Here is a 16,317-nt window from a genome sequence, read left to right as displayed (position 1 = left end):
GTCTTATTCTGAAGGAGGCGATGACACGGGGTCGGGTGCAGGCATGAGCAGCATGGCGGCACGTCGGGTCGGATGCTGAACGCTCAATGCCAGCACGGGCCCATCTTTTTCTCTGGAAAGTTCGGTGGCACACGCCAGCATCAGCAAGGCAGATGCGGGCGGTGCCGTGCCTGCGGCAGTACCGAGCGCGAGGAAATCCTGCGTCGGCTCGATGTGGGTGAAATCCTCGGTGATGACGCCCAGCGCTTCGGCCTGGCGTGATGCACGATGGTCACTGTCGGTCACAAGCGCACCGAGTTGATCCGGAGTGCGCTCGAACAGGGAGAGCAGTTCCTCACAAAGGCGGGTACACAGGTCCGCACTGATGCGCCCGCCTGCGTCTGCCGATTTGTCTCGGGCCTGCGCGTTCGGGCGGCTGACGAGGATCGGTTTCTCGTCGCTCAGTTGCGTCGCGAGCGAAGGTGCGGCAAGCAGCACAGCGGCACCCATCTCGCCCGGAATCTGGCCGTTTTGCTGATCGGGCAAGAACAGTGTCCCTCGAGCCTGCCACTGGCGCAGCGTGACTTCCGAGACGTTCGATGCTGTGGCAAGCAGCAGTGTGACGGCGCCTTCCGTGGCGTCGGGCGTCAAATCGCACAGCTGGTTGATCCGCATCGGAAGTGCGATGTCGTCATCCGCCATCTCGATCACCAGATCGAGTCGGCCGGACGCGATGCCTGAAAAATGATGCGTCATCAGCCAGGCGTGCGCGCGTTCGAGCTGAGTCTTGTCGAGTTTTGCGTCGGTAATCCAGACGATACGCAGAAAGACGTCGCTGGCCTTGTCGGTGTCGATCAAGCTCAGCGTGTCCGGCAGGATGCCGATCAGCACCTGCTCAAGAATGGCCATGTTGCGGACGAAGCCGTTCGGCCACTCAGCGACGTCATCGTATGACGTCAGATGTTCCGCATTCGACAGATCGTCGACTTCTGCAATTCGGGCGACGAAGGCCGGGAAGCCGTCATCGTCTTTCAATTGTTTGTCTGGCTGTGGTGTCTTCCCCTCCCGCACCACATCGAGAAACCCGGCTGCATCCACCGAACCGGGCGCATAGATACTGTTCGCCAGAACCGCCAGCTGCCGACGACGCAGACCGGCTTCGCTCGCAAGTGCGGTCGGGTCGATGGCTGACGTCGACGACTCAGGCGCAGTCTGGGGGGGCGCCGAAGGCGTTCGCATGTTCTTGATGAACGCATTCAGGAACACGAAGCCACCAAACAGCGCGATGGGCAGGGCAAGCAAATACAGGGCGGATTCGCCCGGCGACGGCGAGTGGTCATTCGATTGCCACCAGCCCAGCACGAGCGCCCAGATCACGATACCCGTGATCAGGAACAGTGCGGCGTAGCGAACGATGAGCATCACCATGGAGTTCGGCGGGGTCAGTCAGTGGTGAGTGACTGGCTGGAGATCAGCGTCGCACCACATGCCGTCTTGTCACCATGGCGCGCTGCAGGTTTGCCGTCGATGATGGCTGTCGGATCGCCGGTGGCAATGGTGGTGATCCGGCCATGGCCTTTTTTCGGGCAGGTCACCTTGTCACCGACGCGCGCGATGCCTTTTCCATCGCAGTCGCTCGTTTGCGAGGCACTGATGACGGTGCCGCCATGAGAGGTCTTGTCTCCGAGAAGAATGAAGGGTCGGCTCATAGTGGGCTCTTTGAAGGCAATACGTTGGTGGGGAGGGACGGAACGGTCGGATCAGTCGGGGGCGACAGCCCGGGAGAGCGCGCCGGGTACGCGAAGTTCAACATGGCCGAAATCACGCATGCGCCATTGCCCGCCCCATGTCAGACCCAGTTGCTCGGCGAGTTGTCCATACAGCTGGTAGCCGCGCATCGCCCATGGGTCCTGCTCACTGATCACCAGCTTGCCGTCGCGCAAGAAGGCGCAGTCTGCGGCGAGACCGTGCTGGTGGTAGCTCATGCCCGGACCGGCCTGCGTGACGGAAGGGCCCATGGCAGCCAGAGCCGCTTGACGTTCGGGGCTCCTGTAGCCTTCGAGGATGACCATTTCGTAACCATGGTCCTCGCGCATGAGTTTGAAGAGGCTCAGCAGGCGCTGGCGAAAATCGTCGTCGAGCAGGGCCCAGTCGCGGCTGGCCCAGGCGGTGGCGGGGCGGATCAGTTCGACTTCGCGGGTGGTGAAGATCTCGGGCGCGAGCGGCGGTGGCGCGCTCAATTGCTCGCCGGCCAGAAGCATGGCGATCTTGCGATCTGGGGCGTCGTAGTTGTCGGTGAAGTCGAAAACCGGTTTGTCCAGCAGCCATGCCACGAGCAGTGACGGCGTGACGACGGCCAATGCCACGAGACCGAGCGTCTTCCTCTGCACTACCAACCAGGCCCAAGTCTTCAGCAGGCCGCGACCGATGAGTCGTACTGGCTGCAGGACCGCCCCGTTTACACCCGTTCTGGCGGTTTCACGCAAACCGATGGCGAGACGGCCGGCCGAACGGGACAGCGCAACGCGCGCCGGAGCAAAGATGATCAACCCTGCGCAGCCGGCGAACAACAGGAAATAAAGGGCGATGGCGAGAAGGATCAAATCGGACAACCAGCAGAAGAATCAGGCAAAAAAATGCGAATCGCGTTTTCGAAAAGGGTGTATCTTACGCGAAATGATTTCCTGATTGTCATAAAAAGTTGCCATCGGCATGAGTTCGTTCACACCCCGTTCATCTTCAACCCCTTCGCTCGTCGGTCAGGCAGATACGTCCTCGGATGATGTGTCCAACGTCAGCATTCTCGGATCACTCGATTCACGCCAGCGCAGGACACGTTCCGGTCGATTGCGCAAGCCGCTGCTGGTCATGGGGGTTGCATCCGCTGCACTCGCGTTGCTGGCGTTTCAGCTTGCCCCCGAATTCACCGATCTCACCGTCGCGTCCGACCTCCAGGAGTCACCGGAGGTCGTCGCCATAACGGAGCCGGTGCCACCAGTGACTGACGCCGTGGTGACGACAGCTGTACCGGTTGAAATCGAGACGACGCTCGTTGAACAGGCACCCGAAGCTGCATTGATCAGGGATGTCGCGCCTCAGGCACCGGCGACATCGGTCGAGAGCATGCTTTCCGCTGACCCGGTCGAGCACCAGGATGCTGGTGTCGTGGAGTCCGTTGTACAGCCGCCGGAGGAAGTCCAGCTCGGCGCAAACAGTGACCCTGTTGTCTCGCCGCCAGCCGTTGCGCCGAAACCAAAAAAGCAAGCGAAAGCCGTCGCGAAGTCCCAAGCGCCCAGGCGCGAAGTCGCGCCTGACGCTGACGTGGATATCATCACTGCCATCGTGCGTAGTGCAGGTCGGTAACAGCGGGCTCGGAGACTCACCTCAGGCGCGTCTGCGCCTTCATTCGGTGGCTCACCGCGCGCAACGTACGGACAAACCCCTGTGCTAAACTCGGGCGCTGTTCTGCCGGGGCATTGGGCCTGACGGCCTGATGAATTTCCGACAAAAGAGACGCGGCGCTCGTGCGTATCCTGATCAGCAACGATGACGGTTATTTTGCCCCCGGCCTTCAGGCCTTGGCCGAAGCCATGGGAGATGTGGGCGATGTCACGGTGGTGGCACCAGAACGCGATCGATCGGGGGCCAGCAACTCACTGACTCTGGATCGGCCGCTCTCGCTGAGACGCGCCAGCAGTGGTTTCCACTACGTGAACGGCACGCCCTCCGATTGTGTGCATCTGGCGGTGACCGGCATGCTGGACGCGCTGCCCGACATGGTGGTCTCCGGTATCAATCACGGTGCCAACATGGGCGATGACACGATCTATTCCGGAACGGTGGCCGCGGCGACTGAAGGATATCTGCTGGGCGTGCCCGCCATGGCCTTCTCGCTGGCAAGCCATACTGCGGACGACTTCTCCGCTGCTGCGCACGTCGCCACGAAGCTCGCGCAACAGTTCAAGGCACGCCCGTTCAATGCGCCCGTGTTGCTGAACGTCAACATCCCGGCACGGCCGCTGGATGCCATCAAGGGGATGCGCGTGACACGGTTGGGGCGCCGGCACAAGGCCGAACCGGTCATTCGTATGAAATCCCCCCGCAACGAGACGCTGTACTGGATCGGGCCTGCCGGCGCCGCACAGGATGCAGGCGAAGGGACCGATTTCCATGCCGTTGAAGAAGGCTACGTTTCAATCACGCCGTTGCAGATTGATCTGACGCATGGTGCCCAGTTGATCGACGTGAAGGAGTGGCTTCGGTGACCGAGTTGCGCAGCCCCAACGCCACCGCCGCTCTGCGCACGCGCGCACGGGCGCGAATGGTGGAACGCCTGCGGCAGCACGGCATCAAGGATGAAAAGGTACTGGCGGCGCTCAATCTGGTTCCGCGTCACCTGTTCGTCGAAGAGGCGCTGGCCTCGCGTGCCTATGAAGATACGGCACTGCCCTTGGGGTATCAGCAGACCATCTCGCAACCGTTCATCGTGGCCCGCATGGCCGAGATCCTGCGATCAGGACGCGAGTTGGGCAAGACGCTTGAAGTGGGTGCCGGATGCGGGTATCAGGCGGCGGTGCTTTCGCACCTGTGTTCCGATGTCTATGCCGTCGAGCGCATTCGCGGGCTGCTCGACCGTGCGCGGGAGAACCTTCGGCAGCTCAGGTTGCCCAATGTGCGGCTGAAATACACTGATGGCATGCTTGGCTTGCCTGAAGCGGCACCGTTCGACACCATCATCGTGGCGGCGGCCTCGGCTGGTGGTGTGCCTCAGGCACTGAAGGACCAGCTGGCGCCCGGCGGGCGCGCGCTGGTTCCCGTTGGCGACCGGCAGCAGTCGCTGATTCTCGTTGAGCGTCAGGGGGGCGTCTTCAAGGAGACCCGTCTCGACGCTGTAAGATTTGTACCGCTTCTGGCGGGTACCGAGTGAACATGAAAGGAATGAACCTTCGTCTGATTCTGGCAAGCCTGGCACTGGTGCTGGGCGCGTGCACCACGCCCGACACGGCCCCGGTGGCGGATCGCCCTGTGTCACAAGAGGGCCAGCCCACGGTTGGGCAGGCCGAGCAGGGTGTCGTCGGCGCGCCAGCCCGGCAGGAATACTACGTGGTGGAGAAGGGCGATACGCTCAATCGCATCGCGCAGAAATTCGGCTATACCTGGCAAGAGGTTGCCGGCTGGAACAACATGACCGATCCGAACCAGCTGGCGGTCGGTGAGCGCATTCGCGTGGCACCGCCTTCAGGCAATGTCGTGACCGTCACTCCGGTGTCGCCTTCCGGGCCCACGATCGGTTCGACCCCTGTGGCGACGACTGAACCGGTCACGACGGCGCCGGCGACGTCTGCTCAGGCGCCTGAAGTCAAGCGGGAGCCCGTTGGGCGGGTTGTCGCCTATTCGGACGAGGCCTGGAAGGCCGCCAACGAGAGCAAGACAGTTGTCGCCGAGACGCCAAGCGAGCCTCAGGCGAACGAGTCTGCGGTGGCTGCGCCTGACCTGTCCACGCCCTGGATCTGGCCGACGGGTGGAAAGGTGCTGTCGAATTTTGCCGATGGCAAGACCAAGGGAATCGATATCGCCGGCAAACCGGGTGACGATGTGCTTGCCTCCTCGTCAGGGCGGGTGGTTTATGCCGGCGCTGGCTTGCGCGGCTATGGAAAACTCGTCATCATCAAGCACGACGCCGATTTCCTTAGCGCGTACGCACACAACAGAACCCTGCTCGTCAAAGAGGGGCAATCGGTCGCCAAAGGTCAGAAGATTGCTGAACTCGGGGATACCGACGCGGATCGGCCGAAGCTGCATTTCGAGATTCGGCGACGCGGAAAACCGGTTGATCCACTCAAGTACTTGCCCAACCGATGAGAGGGATGTAGCGATGTACGATCCGGCTTTGAACGATGACGTTGACGATCAATCGCCGGATCTGCCGCCAGAAGTAGAAGCGTTCAGCGGGACGCCGGCAAAGACCTTCGAAAGCGAGTTCCTCAGCGACGTCACTCAGCTCTATCTCAACGATATCGGTGCCAATCCGCTGCTGACTGCAGAGGAAGAGGGCGCGCTGGCGCGACGTGTGCGCAAGGGTGACTTCGAGGCCCGCCAGATCATGATCGAGCGCAACCTGCGCCTCGTGGTCAACATCGCCAAGCATTACCTGAATCGGGGTATTCCTCTGCTCGACCTCGTTGAGGAAGGCAATCTGGGCTTGATGCACGCGCTGGAAAAATTCGACCCGGAGCGGGGCTTCCGTTTTTCCACCTATGCCACCTGGTGGATCCGCCAGAATATTGAGCGCGCGATCATGAACCAGTCGCGCACCATTCGCCTGCCGGTGCACGTGGTCAAGGAGCTCAATCAGGTCTTGCGCGCCTGCCGAAAGGTCGAGGCGGCAGGCAACAAGGATCGCCTGATCGAGGAAGTTGCCCGGGAGACCGGAAAAACCGAAGAGACCGTGCGCGCCATGCTTGCCCTCAATGAGCACACGGCGTCGCTGGATGCCCCGCTGGACATCGATCCGTCCCTTTCCATTGGCGAGTCATTGCGCGACGAAAATGCCGACCTGCCCGAGATCAGTATCCATACACACGAGGTGGAAGAGCTCATCCACGAATGGATCGACATGCTGAACGACAAGCAGAAAATGGTCGTTCGCCACCGCTACGGCATTGATGAGGTCGAGGTCTATACGCTTGAGGAACTCGCGGGCCAGTTGGGCCTTACGCGCGAGCGCGTCAGGCAGATTCAGCTCGAAGCGCTGGGTCAGTTACGCCGCATCCTCAAGCGGCGTGGCATGCACAAGGACGCTCTGCTCTAACGCATCGCAGCGGCACTGACCGTCGTCTCCGTGTGGGCGTTTCTCAGTGCCTGTGACAGACCGAACACCGCCATGGCGTAGAAGCTGCTGCGGTTGTAGCGCGTGATCACGTAGAAATTCCGGAATCCCAGCCAGTATTCAGTTGCCGCCCCCGGCGTTTCCAGGTCAATCAATGCCGCCCGCTGTTCGGCGGGATAGTCGTCCAGCGGCAGGACGGCGTGTGCGCTGAAGTCTTCCGCTGAAAAGACCGGATCGATACCTGCGTCGATGAGCGGCTTGATGGCGGTTTCCGATTCGACATGGGCGCGAATGGCGACCGGACCACCGTGCTCCCAGCCGTGTGCGGCCAGATAGTTGGCCACGCTGCCGATCGCGTCTGCCGTGCTGGATTCCAGGTCGATGTGCCCATCGCCGTCAAAGTCGACGGCGTAGTTGCGGACACTGCTCGGCAGGAACTGCGGATATCCCATGGCGCCGGCGTAAGAACCCTCGAAAATCAGGGGATCACGCCCCTGTTCCCGGGCCAGCAAAAAGAGGTTTTCCAACTCCTTGCGAAACAGCTCTGCGCGCGGCGGATAGTCGAAGGCCAGCGTCGCGAGGGCCTCGGCGACGTTGAAGTGACCCGTGTTGCGTCCATAGATGGTTTCGACGCCAATGATGGAGACGATCACTTCTTCGGGGACGCCGTAACGCTCACTGGCACGCGCGAGCGTGTCGGCATTTTCGTTCCAGAATTCAACGCCGTGCTCGATGCGCATCGGTTCGATGAACTGACTGCGATAGCGATCCCACGAGCGTTTGCGACCGGACTTCTTGGGTGGAGTAATCAATCGAATGACCCGGTTGTCGGGATTGAGCTGCCCAAGGGTTGCGATGACCTCTTCCTGAGCAAAGCCGTGCTCAGCGTGCATCTTGCGCGCAAATGCAAGGGCCTCCGGGTGTTCTGCGTAACTTTGTTGAGCAAACGCGGTGACGGGGAGGATGGCGATGGCCGTGGCCATCGATAGGCGCCGGATGCGCGCAAGAAGTGACATCAGAATTTCAACCTGTCGATCATGGATTTGAGTTGCTGGATTTCATGGCGCTCCGGTGTGCCTCGACCGTACCGCAGGCGTGAATACTGCGTGGCGATTGAGCCGATGGCGTCGCGATGAGCCACAAGGGCCGCGCCTGCTCGCCTAGCATAGTCGTCAGGGCCTTCGTGGATCAACCGCGGAACGCCGGCTCGACGCAGTTTATGTTCGAATCGCGCCCATTGGCGCAGCAGTGGGTCGGATTCCCGTTGCGTGCGGTGTGCCCACCAGAGAAGAGTCAGCATGATCAGCGCGCTCATGCCAAGCAGAACGCCCGCCAGCTGTGGCCAGTTGCCTTTCTCGAGTCCCAGGCGGCTCAGGAAGTCTTGCTGTCGCGCCTGATCGTACCCGAGGACCCATTGATTCCAGGCGTTGTTGACAAAGTCCCACCGTTGGCGCAAATCCCTGAGCCACTGCATGTCCGGGCGAATGAACAGGGGGATGGCGTCATTGGCGCCCAGAGCCGCGGCCAGGCCGTCGTCGAGCCGTGCCGGATGTGACTGAGCGGTCGGGTCGACACGCAACCAGCCGCGGCCTTCCAGCCAGACCTCGGACCAGGCATGGGCATCGGACTGACGAACAACCAGATGACCGTCATACGCGTTGAGTTCTCCGCCCTGATAACCGGTGACCACGCGCGCGGGAATGCCGGCCGCGCGCATGAGAATCACGAAGCTGCTGGCGAAGTGCTCGCAGAACCCGCGCTTGGTGTCGAACAGAAACTCGTCAGCCGTATTCAGGCCGAGTGTCGGCGGACGGAGTGTGTAGTTGAGACCTGCGGTGCGCATCCACGACAGGGCTGCATTCAAGGTGGCTTCGGGTGACTCGTGGCTTGCACGAAGTGTGCGGGCCAGTTCGACCGTGCGCGGGTTGCGCTCTGGCGGGAGCGTTAACGCAACGACGAGCGTGCTTTGCGATTCGTTCAGGCCGACTCGGGATTCCGGATAGCTTTCGGCTGTGTAGCGCGTGCGTTGCTGAATGCGCTTGGAATCGAGTAATCGATAGTCGGTGGCGTAGCGCGCGTTCTGAACGCCCGGCCCGGGGTAGTCGAGCGCCAGCAGCCAGGGTTTGTCGTGCGCCTCGAGCGTCATGGTGTAGCGATAGGGTGTGCCCGCCACCGCGTACTCAGGCGCCGTAGCGTCGCCCGTCTTGACCGGTGTCCACCTGCGCCCATCGAAATTGGTAAGCACCGGGCCACGCCAGTAGAGCTGGTGGCGTGGCGGTGGACTTTCGTCAAATTTGACGCGGAATGCGACTGCGCCGGACTGGATCAATTCGGAGATGCTCCCCGGGGACATGCTGTCCGAGAGGCCGGTTCTGGCGGCGAACGCGTCTTCCGGCAAGCCCCACAGCGGGCCGGGGATGCGTGGAAACAGAAAGAACAGCAACAGCATGAAGGGGACGGACTGCAGCACCATGGTGCCTGCGAGTTTCAGTGTTCTTTGCGGCGAACGCAGACCCGACAGGGAAATGAGCGTCGCGATGGCACTGAGCGCACTCAGCACTGCGATGGCTGCCGTCAGGGCCGACTCGGTGTCGAGGAAGAGGCCAAGCTGCAGGAACATGGCCAGAAAAATGCAGACCCGCAAGTCGCGCGGTGAGCGCGATTCAAGCAGCTTGAGGCTCAAGAGGACGACCAGCAGTGCAATGCCGGCCTGCTTGCCGAGGAGTGTCTGATAGGTGATGACCACTGCGACACCGGCGCCGATCGCCAGTGGGGTGGTGATGTACCACCTGGGCGCGTCGATGCGGCGGTGAATCCGCCACGCTTGCCAGGCCAGAATAATGACGGTGCCGCCGCCCAGCCACGACGCGATGTAGGGCAGATGCGGGAGCGTCGACATGGCGGCGGTGAGCAGCATCCACCAGAAGGCACGTGTGTCTGCCGGCGCTGCGTTCATGAGTGTGCCGACATGCCGAACAGCGCGAGTGCGGTCAGGCAGCGATCACGATGAGTGGCGTCATGCCCGGGGCCGATGGACTGGTCCGGCAGGGTGAGCGTGTATTCCCTCGCCTGCGCAGCCGCATCGACCACCCAGCGGGTCAGGCGCGAGAGCCGCGCCTCCGTGTCCAGCGTATCCGGGAGGTCGAACCACCGCAGGTCGAGCTGCTGACCGGCTGACGCGGTGAACGACTTGGAAATGAGCGTGTCGGCTCGTGCAATGGCCTTCCATGCCATCTGCCTGGGCGAATCCGTGTTGCGGTGGCCACGCAGTCCGGCAAAGTCGTCACTGCCGTCGCTCGCACTGCTCTCGCCATCGTGGTCTTCTCCTCCACGCGGTGGGTTGGGGGCCTCTCGCTCGATCGCCGGATAGACGATCACGGTGTGGTCGGGCGTAAAGACACTCCACGCGCGGACCAGACCGAGCGGGAAGCGCGTCTCGATCACGATGCGACCCGCATCGAGCGGGCCACGGCGGATTGCGCGGCATGTCAGGCGAACATGAAGCGTGCTCGAGGCAGGCAGGTCGGTGACGACCGTCTCTTCGCTATTGATGACACCGATGGCGAAACGATCACGACGTGCTTTGTCGTTCAAGCTGAATTCGAACCCAACCATGTCGCTGACGTGGGCCGGCGTACCGTGGCCGCCGTTGACCTCGATCCCCAGCAGATTGCGGTACGCGTGAAATGTGCTGGTGACGCCCACACCGGCAAGCAGGAAGGTCAGGGCGTAGCCCAGACTCAGGGTGTAGTTGATCGACGCCAGCAACATGGCGAACAGGGTGAAAGCGAACAGCAGTCCGCTGCGCGTGGGTAGCACAAAGATACGCCGCCGCTCCAGCACGATCGGATAGGCTTCGGCGGGCCGTATCCGGAACAGGCGCAAATCCATCGCCCGACTCAGCCATTGGCTTCTCACGAACACATCATCCCCATCTTCAGTGCACCGCGACGGCCGCGAGAATGGCCTGTGACGTGCCCTGGGCATTCGACATGTCGTGCCCCAGGCCCATGCGGTGATTGGCGACGGCGCCGAACACGGCCTGGACGTCTTCAGGCGTGACGTGGTCTCGCTCGTCCAGCCAGGCCCATGCGCGCGCGGCTGCAATCAGGCCAAGTCCGGCGCGAGGGCTCAGCCCCAGAGGAATATCCGGGTTGTGCCGCGTATGCGTGAGTAGCGCATGAACGTAGCGGGCGATCGGTGGCGAGACGTGGACCGCCTCGCATGCTTGCTGCATCTGCATGAGGTCTTCAGCACTGAAAACCGGATCAACGGTGCTCAGCCGTTGTCGCCCCGACTGCCCCTGGAGCAGGGCAAGCTCGGCGGCCGGGTCCGGGTAGCCGAGTTCGATCCGCATCAGGAATCGGTCGAGTTGACTCTCCGGCAGGGAAAAGGTGCCGATCTGGCTCATCGGGTTCTGGGTCGCAATCACGAAGAACGGATCCGGGAGGGGCAGGGTTGCGCCATCGGCCGTGATCTGTCCTTCTTCCATCGCTTCGAGCAGTGCGCTCTGGGTCTTAGGCGTTGCACGATTGATCTCGTCGGCAAGAATCAGCTGCGCGAAGACCGGCCCGGGGTGGAATCTGAAGGCGCTGCTGTCACGGTCGAAGATTGAAACGCCGAGTATGTCGGCCGGCAGCAGATCGCTGGTGAACTGTATGCGTTGAAAGGCAAGACCGGGGAGTCGAGCCATCAGATGGGCCAGTGTCGTCTTGCCGACCCCGGGAACATCTTCGATCAGCAAATGGCCACCCGCCAGCAGGCAGCACAGCGATAGCCGTAGTGGGTGAGCTTTTCCCAGCAGGATGGTGCCCGCGATGTCCAGCAGTGTGTGCGCTTTGCTCGGATTCATGGATTGTCGGTTGGGATTTTTTCGGGTTGAGTGGATAATGATGGAACGGAAAGAAGAGGCATCGACTTGAATGCCCATCATTGCCAGCAGGCGTCAGTGCGCCGGGCAGGCCATCGAGGATATGACTTTTGGCTGAAGGGGGGCTATGTCACTTACTGCGTTCATTTCTCACAAGGATTGCTGGTTGCATGACATGGGGGCGCACCACCCGGAGTGCCCGGATCGGCTCTCTGCAATCAATGACCGATTGATTGCCGCCGGGCTGGATTTGTTCCTCAGCTTTCATGACGCGCCAGCGGCAAGTGTCGAGCAGCTCTCACGCGCTCATCCGAAGGATTACGTCGAGTCCCTGCTCGCCAATGTGCCGGAACACGGCATTCGTCACCTGGATCCGGATACCGCCGTCGGCCCCGGGTCCATGAAGGCGGCAGTTCGTTCCGCCGGTGCTGGCATCATGGGTGTCGATCTGGTGATGGGCGGCGAAGTGGAAAATGCTTTCTGCGCCATTCGTCCCCCCGGGCATCACGCCGAGCGCAGCAAGGCCATGGGGTTCTGCCTCTTCAACAATGTGGCCGTGGCCGCTCACCATGCGATGGCCGCTCATGGTCTGAAGCGGATCTCCATCGTCGATTTTGATGTTCACCACGGGAACGGGACGGAAGACATCTTCCGTGATGATCCGCGCGTTCAGATGGTCAGCATCTTCCAGCACCCGTTCTATCCATACAGCGGTGCCGACAATCCGCCGGCACACATGTGTAACGTGCCCGTTCCGGCCGGTACCCGGGGCGATGCATTCCGTCAGATCGTGACGGACATGTGGATGCCTGCCCTGCGGGCGCACCAGCCCGAGCTGATCATCATATCGGCCGGTTTTGATGCGCATTACGAAGATGACATGGGCTCGCTCGGACTGGTTGAATCCGACTATGTCTGGGTGACCGGGCAGTTGCGCGAGATTGCAGAAGAGAGCGCGCAGAAGCGCATCGTGTCGATGCTCGAGGGCGGCTACGCACTTTCGTCCCTGGCGCGTTCAGTGGTCTCGCATATCAAGGCATTGGCTGACATCTGAAGCGGACGTCTGCTCATGGAAGGCGGGCCTGAGGCCCGCCTTTTTCATGCGTGCGCTGCAGCGTGTTCGCTTCGGTGATTCGGGTACAATGCGCTTTTGCTTTTCATAGCCCAGTAGCCAGATGATTACCGGTTCCATTGTCGCCATCGTCACGCCGATGCATGAAGATGGCAGTCTCGACTTCGACAGCCTTCGCAAGCTGATTGATTTTCATGTCGATCAGGGTACTGACGGCATCGTTATCGTAGGTACCACGGGTGAGTCGCCGACGGTTGACGTCGACGAGCATTGCGAGCTCATCCGTGTCACTGTCAGTCACGCGGCCAACCGTATTCCGGTGATCGCGGGTGTCGGCGCAAATTCAACCGCAGAGGCGATCGAGCTGACGCGCTTTGCCAAGAAGGCGGGTGCCGCGGCAGGTCTGTCTGTCGTGCCGTACTACAACAGGCCGGGCCAGGAAGGGCTTTACCAGCACTTCAAGGCCATTGCCGAAGCCGATGATCTGCCGATCTGGCTGTACAACGTGCCTGGGCGGACCGTGGCGGATCTGGCCAACGACACCGCACTTCGCCTGGCCCAGATCCCCAACATCACGGCGATCAAGGATGCGACGGGCAGCATCGAACGCATCTGTGACCTGGTGGCGCGGGCGCCCAAGGACTTCGCGCTGTACACCGGCGACGACATGAGCACCCTGGCCTTCATGCTGCTGGGTGGTCACGGCTGCATTTCGGTGACCGCCAACGTGGCACCCAAGGCCATGCACGAGATGTGCGTCGCGGCCATGGAGGGCGACGTCCTCAAGGCACGCGCGATCAATCAGACGCTGCTGGGCCTTCACAAGCAGTTGTTCTGCGAAGCCAACCCGATTCCGGTCAAGTGGGCAGTGTCCCAGATGGGCCTGGTGGGCCCGACCATGCGGCTACCGATGACCCAACTCGACGCATCGAACCACGAACGTCTCCGCGCGGCCATGAATCAGGCCGGTGTGATCAGCTAATACAAGGGTATTGAACACAATGGTGCGACATCAACTCGCCAAGCTCTCCCTGTGCGTCATCAGTCTTGCCGTCGCCGGGTGCGGCGCACTTGAATCCAAGAAAATCGACTACAAGAGCGCAGGTCAGGCACCGTCTCTCGAGGTGCCGCCGGATCTGACGGCACCGAACCAGTCGGATCGATTCGCGCTGCCGGAAACCGGTAGCCGTGGTACGGCGACGCTGTCCACCTACAACGCCGAACGTGAATACAAGCCGGGCGCGGGTGAATCGCGCGATGTTCTGCTCAAGACGGACAACATCACGGTGCAACGCGCAGGCGACGAGCGCTGGCTGGTGATCAAGAGCGCCAACGCCGACGAGTTGTGGCCGAAGCTGCGCAACTTCTGGATCGAGATGGGCTTTGTCCTCAATGTCGATGCGCCGGCCATCGGTGTGATGGAGACCGATTGGGCAGAAGATCGTGCCAAGCTCCCGCAGGATTTCATTCGCAGCGCCATTGGTCGCGTGCTCGATGGTCTGTATTCCGTGCCGGAGCGCGACAAGTTCCGCACCCGGATCGAGCAGGGTGATCAGGCGGGTTCGATCGACGTGTTCGTGAGTCATCGCCGTATGGTCGAGATTTACGAAAACGAATCGGAAAGCCGCACGGTATGGCAGCCTCAGCCGGCCGACCCGGAGCTCGAGGCTGAGATCCTGCGCCGCATGATGGTGTATCTGGGGGCCGAAGAAGCCTACGCAGAAACCCAGGTGGACAAGCAGGCCCGTGACGAGCGCGCTTCCATTGTCGATGCGAACGGTACTCCGGCCTTGCTGGTGGACGATGTGTATGCGCGCGCATGGCGGCGTGTGGGCCTGGCGCTGGACCGCATCGGCTTCACCGTGCAGGACCGCAACCGGGCCGAGGGCGTCTATTTTGTTCGCTACATCGATCCGCAGGCAGATAACGAGTCCAAGAAGAGCTCCAGCTGGTTGTCGAGTCTTGCGTTCTGGCGCGACGACGAGAAGGCGACCGAAGCAGGCGCTGAATTCCGCGTGCAGTTGGCGGATGCGGGCAATGATCAGGCGCGTGTCACGGTGCAGACAAAGGACGGCGGCGCGGTGCCTGCAGGCACTGCGCGCAAGATCATCTCCTTGCTGCATGAGCAGTTGAAATAATCGCGTGATTCGCTTTGCGTCGTTGGGCAGCGGCAGCAAGGGAAATGCCTTGCTGGTCCAGTCCGGCGCAACGCGGATTCTGGTCGATTGCGGTTTTGGCATCCGGGCGCTCTCAGAGCGCCTGGCGCGTCTGGGGGCCGTTGTCGACCAGCTTGACGCGGTGATCGTGACGCACGAGCACAGTGATCACTGCGCCGGTCTGCTGGCTCTACAGCGGCGGACCCGATGTCCGGTCTATCTGTCGGCCGGCACACGTTCCGTCCTGGCCGCTCGACATCCTTTTCCCGGTCCGCTCCATATCGTGTGTGCCGACACCCCGGTGGCAATCGGGGATCTCTCGGTCACGCCCTACGCCGTGCCACACGACGCGGTTGAGCCACTTCAATACGTGATCAGCGACGGCGCTGTGCGGCTCGGCGTGCTCACGGACGCCGGTTCCGTGACCGCGACCATCTCAGACGCGCTTGCGCATTGCGAAGGTCTGATGCTGGAGTTCAATCATGACCGCCACATGCTGGCCTCCGGACCGTATCCGGCCTTTCTGAAACGTCGAATCGGGGGCCCCGAGGGGCATCTTGATAACGAGACGGCCGCCGGCTTGCTCCAGCAACTCAAGCACGATCGACTTCAGCATGTACTGGCAGCCCATCTGAGCGAGCAGAACAACACGCCCGAGCATGTCACCGGACACCTGTGTGCGACCCTGGATGTGGCGCCGGAAGATGTGTGCGTGGCGCGTCAGAGCCAAGGTTTCGGTTGGCTCACGATTGGCGGGCGTCTTTGACTGGACGACAAATCGTCCAGGCGTAAAAAAGCCGGCTTGATGCCGGCTTTTTTGATGCGAAGCGAAGATTACTTCTGCTCGACAGCCTCTTTGGCTGCGTCGACAGCTTCGGCTGCATCCTGCTTGGCAGCTTCGACAGCGGCTTCAGCAGCATCTTTGGCGTCGGCAGCGGCATCGCCAGCAGCGTCAGCAGCCGCTTCGGCTTTCTCGGTAGCCGCTTCGGCCATGTCGGAAGCGCCTTCCTTGGTGGCTTCCATGGCTTCGCCAGCGGCTTCCTTGGCGTCAGCTGCGGCTTCGCTTGCCGTGTCAGCGGCAGCGGCGGCTTCTTCCTTGGCTGCGGTGGCGGCGTCAGACGCAGCATCGCCAGCGGCCGTAGCGGCTTCCTTGGCAGCTTCGGTGGCGGCGTTCGCGGCTTCCTTGGCGGCTTCAACAGCGTTGGTCGTGGCCGACTCTTCCTTTTGGCCGCATGCAGACACGGCAAGTGCGACAAGCGCGGCAACGAGGAGAGATTTCTTCATGGGTCTGATTCCTCTCAATCTATGATTGATTTAGTTTTTCGTGATGTGCAAATGCAGCATCAGCCCGAAATGTTAGCACGTTGCTTTGGGCGTTTTGAATCGATTGACACGGCTTGCAACAGTTTGA

17 protein-coding genes are annotated in these 16,317 nt (G+C 61.6%); 9 read left to right on the top strand and 8 right to left on the bottom strand.

The genetic code is table 11. From position 1 onward, the window contains the following. Window positions 1–3: 3 nt before the first annotated feature. From J0W34_RS11970 to J0W34_RS11960, 3 genes are read right to left on the bottom strand one after another with little or no spacing between them, the layout of a single operon-like run. On the bottom strand, window positions 4–1,407 hold the full coding sequence (locus J0W34_RS11970; protein WP_230968944.1) for a hypothetical protein: 1,404 nt from the start codon (window positions 1,405–1,407) through the stop codon (window positions 4–6). A gap of 14 nt (window positions 1,408–1,421) precedes the next feature. Then, window positions 1,422–1,688 (bottom strand): PAAR domain-containing protein, encoded by a 267-nt coding sequence (locus J0W34_RS11965; RefSeq protein WP_227814303.1) that lies wholly within the window; start codon window positions 1,686–1,688, stop codon window positions 1,422–1,424. A gap of 51 nt (window positions 1,689–1,739) precedes the next feature. Continuing rightward, the gene (locus J0W34_RS11960) at window positions 1,740–2,591 is read right to left on the bottom strand and encodes a M15 family metallopeptidase (RefSeq protein ID WP_227814304.1); all 852 of its coding nucleotides are present in this window, start codon (window positions 2,589–2,591) and stop codon (window positions 1,740–1,742) included. Between the two features lie 100 nt (window positions 2,592–2,691). Here J0W34_RS11960 and J0W34_RS11955 point away from each other — a divergent pair, with 100 nt between their 5' ends. From J0W34_RS11955 to rpoS, 5 genes are all read left to right on the top strand, one after another. Next, window positions 2,692–3,342 carry a hypothetical protein gene (locus J0W34_RS11955; RefSeq protein WP_230968943.1) on the top strand — a complete coding sequence of 217 codons (651 nt, stop codon included), beginning with the start codon at window positions 2,692–2,694 and terminating at the stop codon, window positions 3,340–3,342. Window positions 3,343–3,503: 161 nt separating this feature from the next. Then, the gene (gene surE, locus J0W34_RS11950) at window positions 3,504–4,244 is read left to right on the top strand and encodes a 5'/3'-nucleotidase SurE (protein ID WP_230968942.1); all 741 of its coding nucleotides are present in this window, start codon (window positions 3,504–3,506) and stop codon (window positions 4,242–4,244) included. A gap of 5 nt (window positions 4,245–4,249) precedes the next feature. Then, the gene (locus J0W34_RS11945; protein ID WP_407941172.1) at window positions 4,250–4,906 is read left to right on the top strand and encodes a protein-L-isoaspartate(D-aspartate) O-methyltransferase; all 657 of its coding nucleotides are present in this window, start codon (window positions 4,250–4,252) and stop codon (window positions 4,904–4,906) included. 2 nt (window positions 4,907–4,908) lie between these two features. Next, on the top strand, window positions 4,909–5,841 hold the full coding sequence (locus tag J0W34_RS11940) for a peptidoglycan DD-metalloendopeptidase family protein (protein ID WP_230968941.1): 933 nt from the start codon (window positions 4,909–4,911) through the stop codon (window positions 5,839–5,841). Window positions 5,842–5,854: 13 nt separating this feature from the next. Continuing rightward, window positions 5,855–6,790, top strand: coding sequence for an RNA polymerase sigma factor RpoS (gene rpoS, locus J0W34_RS11935; protein ID WP_227814309.1), 936 nt, complete (start codon window positions 5,855–5,857; stop codon window positions 6,788–6,790). On the opposite strand, the gene mltB is transcribed toward rpoS, so the two are convergent. Genes mltB through J0W34_RS11915 form a run of 4 tightly spaced genes read right to left on the bottom strand, consistent with a single transcriptional unit; the run spans window position 6,787 to window position 11,660 of the window. Further along, the gene (gene mltB / locus J0W34_RS11930) at window positions 6,787–7,824 is read right to left on the bottom strand and encodes a lytic murein transglycosylase B (protein WP_227814310.1); all 1,038 of its coding nucleotides are present in this window, start codon (window positions 7,822–7,824) and stop codon (window positions 6,787–6,789) included. The genes rpoS and mltB overlap by 4 nt on opposite strands. Further along, a complete protein-coding gene (locus tag J0W34_RS11925; RefSeq protein WP_230968940.1) occupies window positions 7,824–9,764 on the bottom strand; it encodes a transglutaminase TgpA family protein in 1,941 nt (646 codons plus the stop codon). Before J0W34_RS11925 ends, mltB begins: the two co-directional genes overlap by 1 nt. Continuing rightward, the gene (locus J0W34_RS11920) at window positions 9,761–10,699 is read right to left on the bottom strand and encodes a DUF58 domain-containing protein (protein ID WP_230968939.1); all 939 of its coding nucleotides are present in this window, start codon (window positions 10,697–10,699) and stop codon (window positions 9,761–9,763) included. Before J0W34_RS11920 ends, J0W34_RS11925 begins: the two co-directional genes overlap by 4 nt. 46 nt (window positions 10,700–10,745) lie before the next feature. Beyond that, a complete protein-coding gene (locus tag J0W34_RS11915; RefSeq protein WP_230968938.1) occupies window positions 10,746–11,660 on the bottom strand; it encodes an AAA family ATPase in 915 nt (304 codons plus the stop codon). 145 nt (window positions 11,661–11,805) lie between these two features. Here J0W34_RS11915 and J0W34_RS11910 point away from each other — a divergent pair, with 145 nt between their 5' ends. The 4 genes from J0W34_RS11910 to J0W34_RS11895 all read left to right on the top strand — a co-directional run bounded on the left by J0W34_RS11910 (window position 11,806) and on the right by J0W34_RS11895 (window position 15,672). After that, window positions 11,806–12,732 (top strand): histone deacetylase family protein, encoded by a 927-nt coding sequence (locus J0W34_RS11910; protein ID WP_227814314.1) that lies wholly within the window; start codon window positions 11,806–11,808, stop codon window positions 12,730–12,732. A 121-nt stretch (window positions 12,733–12,853) separates the two neighbouring features. Continuing rightward, on the top strand, window positions 12,854–13,732 hold the full coding sequence (dapA, locus tag J0W34_RS11905) for a 4-hydroxy-tetrahydrodipicolinate synthase (RefSeq protein WP_227814315.1): 879 nt from the start codon (window positions 12,854–12,856) through the stop codon (window positions 13,730–13,732). A gap of 19 nt (window positions 13,733–13,751) precedes the next feature. Then, the gene (gene bamC, locus J0W34_RS11900; protein WP_230968937.1) at window positions 13,752–14,888 is read left to right on the top strand and encodes an outer membrane protein assembly factor BamC; all 1,137 of its coding nucleotides are present in this window, start codon (window positions 13,752–13,754) and stop codon (window positions 14,886–14,888) included. Between the two features lie 4 nt (window positions 14,889–14,892). Beyond that, on the top strand, window positions 14,893–15,672 hold the full coding sequence (locus J0W34_RS11895) for an MBL fold metallo-hydrolase (RefSeq protein WP_230968936.1): 780 nt from the start codon (window positions 14,893–14,895) through the stop codon (window positions 15,670–15,672). 68 nt (window positions 15,673–15,740) lie between these two features. Here J0W34_RS11895 and J0W34_RS11890 read toward each other — a convergent pair whose 3' ends face one another. Further along, a complete protein-coding gene (locus J0W34_RS11890) occupies window positions 15,741–16,190 on the bottom strand; it encodes a hypothetical protein (protein WP_227814318.1) in 450 nt (149 codons plus the stop codon). Window positions 16,191–16,317 lie beyond the last annotated feature (127 nt).

It is taken from the genome of Nitrogeniibacter aestuarii, from assembly GCF_017309585.1.
Lineage (GTDB): Bacteria > Pseudomonadota > Gammaproteobacteria > Burkholderiales > Rhodocyclaceae > Nitrogeniibacter > Nitrogeniibacter aestuarii.
The sequence above is the reverse complement of the archived record's forward strand: the minus strand, read 5'-3'. Positions and strand labels throughout refer to the sequence as shown.

What these genes read in the sequence shown, in the direction of transcription:
- J0W34_RS11920 (WP_230968939.1), bottom strand. Translation starts at nt 10,699, where the DNA reads ATGGATTTGCGCCTGTTCCGGATACGGCCCGCCGAAGCCTATCCGATC.
- J0W34_RS11915 (WP_230968938.1), bottom strand. Translation starts at nt 11,660, where the DNA reads ATGAATCCGAGCAAAGCGCACACACTGCTGGACATCGCGGGCACCATC.
- J0W34_RS11925 (WP_230968940.1), bottom strand. Translation starts at nt 9,764, where the DNA reads ATGAACGCAGCGCCGGCAGACACACGTGCCTTCTGGTGGATGCTGCTC.
- J0W34_RS11955 (WP_230968943.1), top strand. Translation starts at nt 2,692, where the DNA reads ATGAGTTCGTTCACACCCCGTTCATCTTCAACCCCTTCGCTCGTCGGT.
- J0W34_RS11940 (WP_230968941.1), top strand. Translation starts at nt 4,909, where the DNA reads ATGAAAGGAATGAACCTTCGTCTGATTCTGGCAAGCCTGGCACTGGTG.
- dapA (WP_227814315.1), top strand. Translation starts at nt 12,854, where the DNA reads ATGATTACCGGTTCCATTGTCGCCATCGTCACGCCGATGCATGAAGAT.
- rpoS (WP_227814309.1), top strand. Translation starts at nt 5,855, where the DNA reads ATGTACGATCCGGCTTTGAACGATGACGTTGACGATCAATCGCCGGAT.
- J0W34_RS11890 (WP_227814318.1), bottom strand. Translation starts at nt 16,190, where the DNA reads ATGAAGAAATCTCTCCTCGTTGCCGCGCTTGTCGCACTTGCCGTGTCT.
- bamC (WP_230968937.1), top strand. Translation starts at nt 13,752, where the DNA reads ATGGTGCGACATCAACTCGCCAAGCTCTCCCTGTGCGTCATCAGTCTT.
- mltB (WP_227814310.1), bottom strand. Translation starts at nt 7,824, where the DNA reads ATGTCACTTCTTGCGCGCATCCGGCGCCTATCGATGGCCACGGCCATC.
- J0W34_RS11910 (WP_227814314.1), top strand. Translation starts at nt 11,806, where the DNA reads ATGTCACTTACTGCGTTCATTTCTCACAAGGATTGCTGGTTGCATGAC.
- J0W34_RS11965 (WP_227814303.1), bottom strand. Translation starts at nt 1,688, where the DNA reads ATGAGCCGACCCTTCATTCTTCTCGGAGACAAGACCTCTCATGGCGGC.
- J0W34_RS11970 (WP_230968944.1), bottom strand. Translation starts at nt 1,407, where the DNA reads ATGGTGATGCTCATCGTTCGCTACGCCGCACTGTTCCTGATCACGGGT.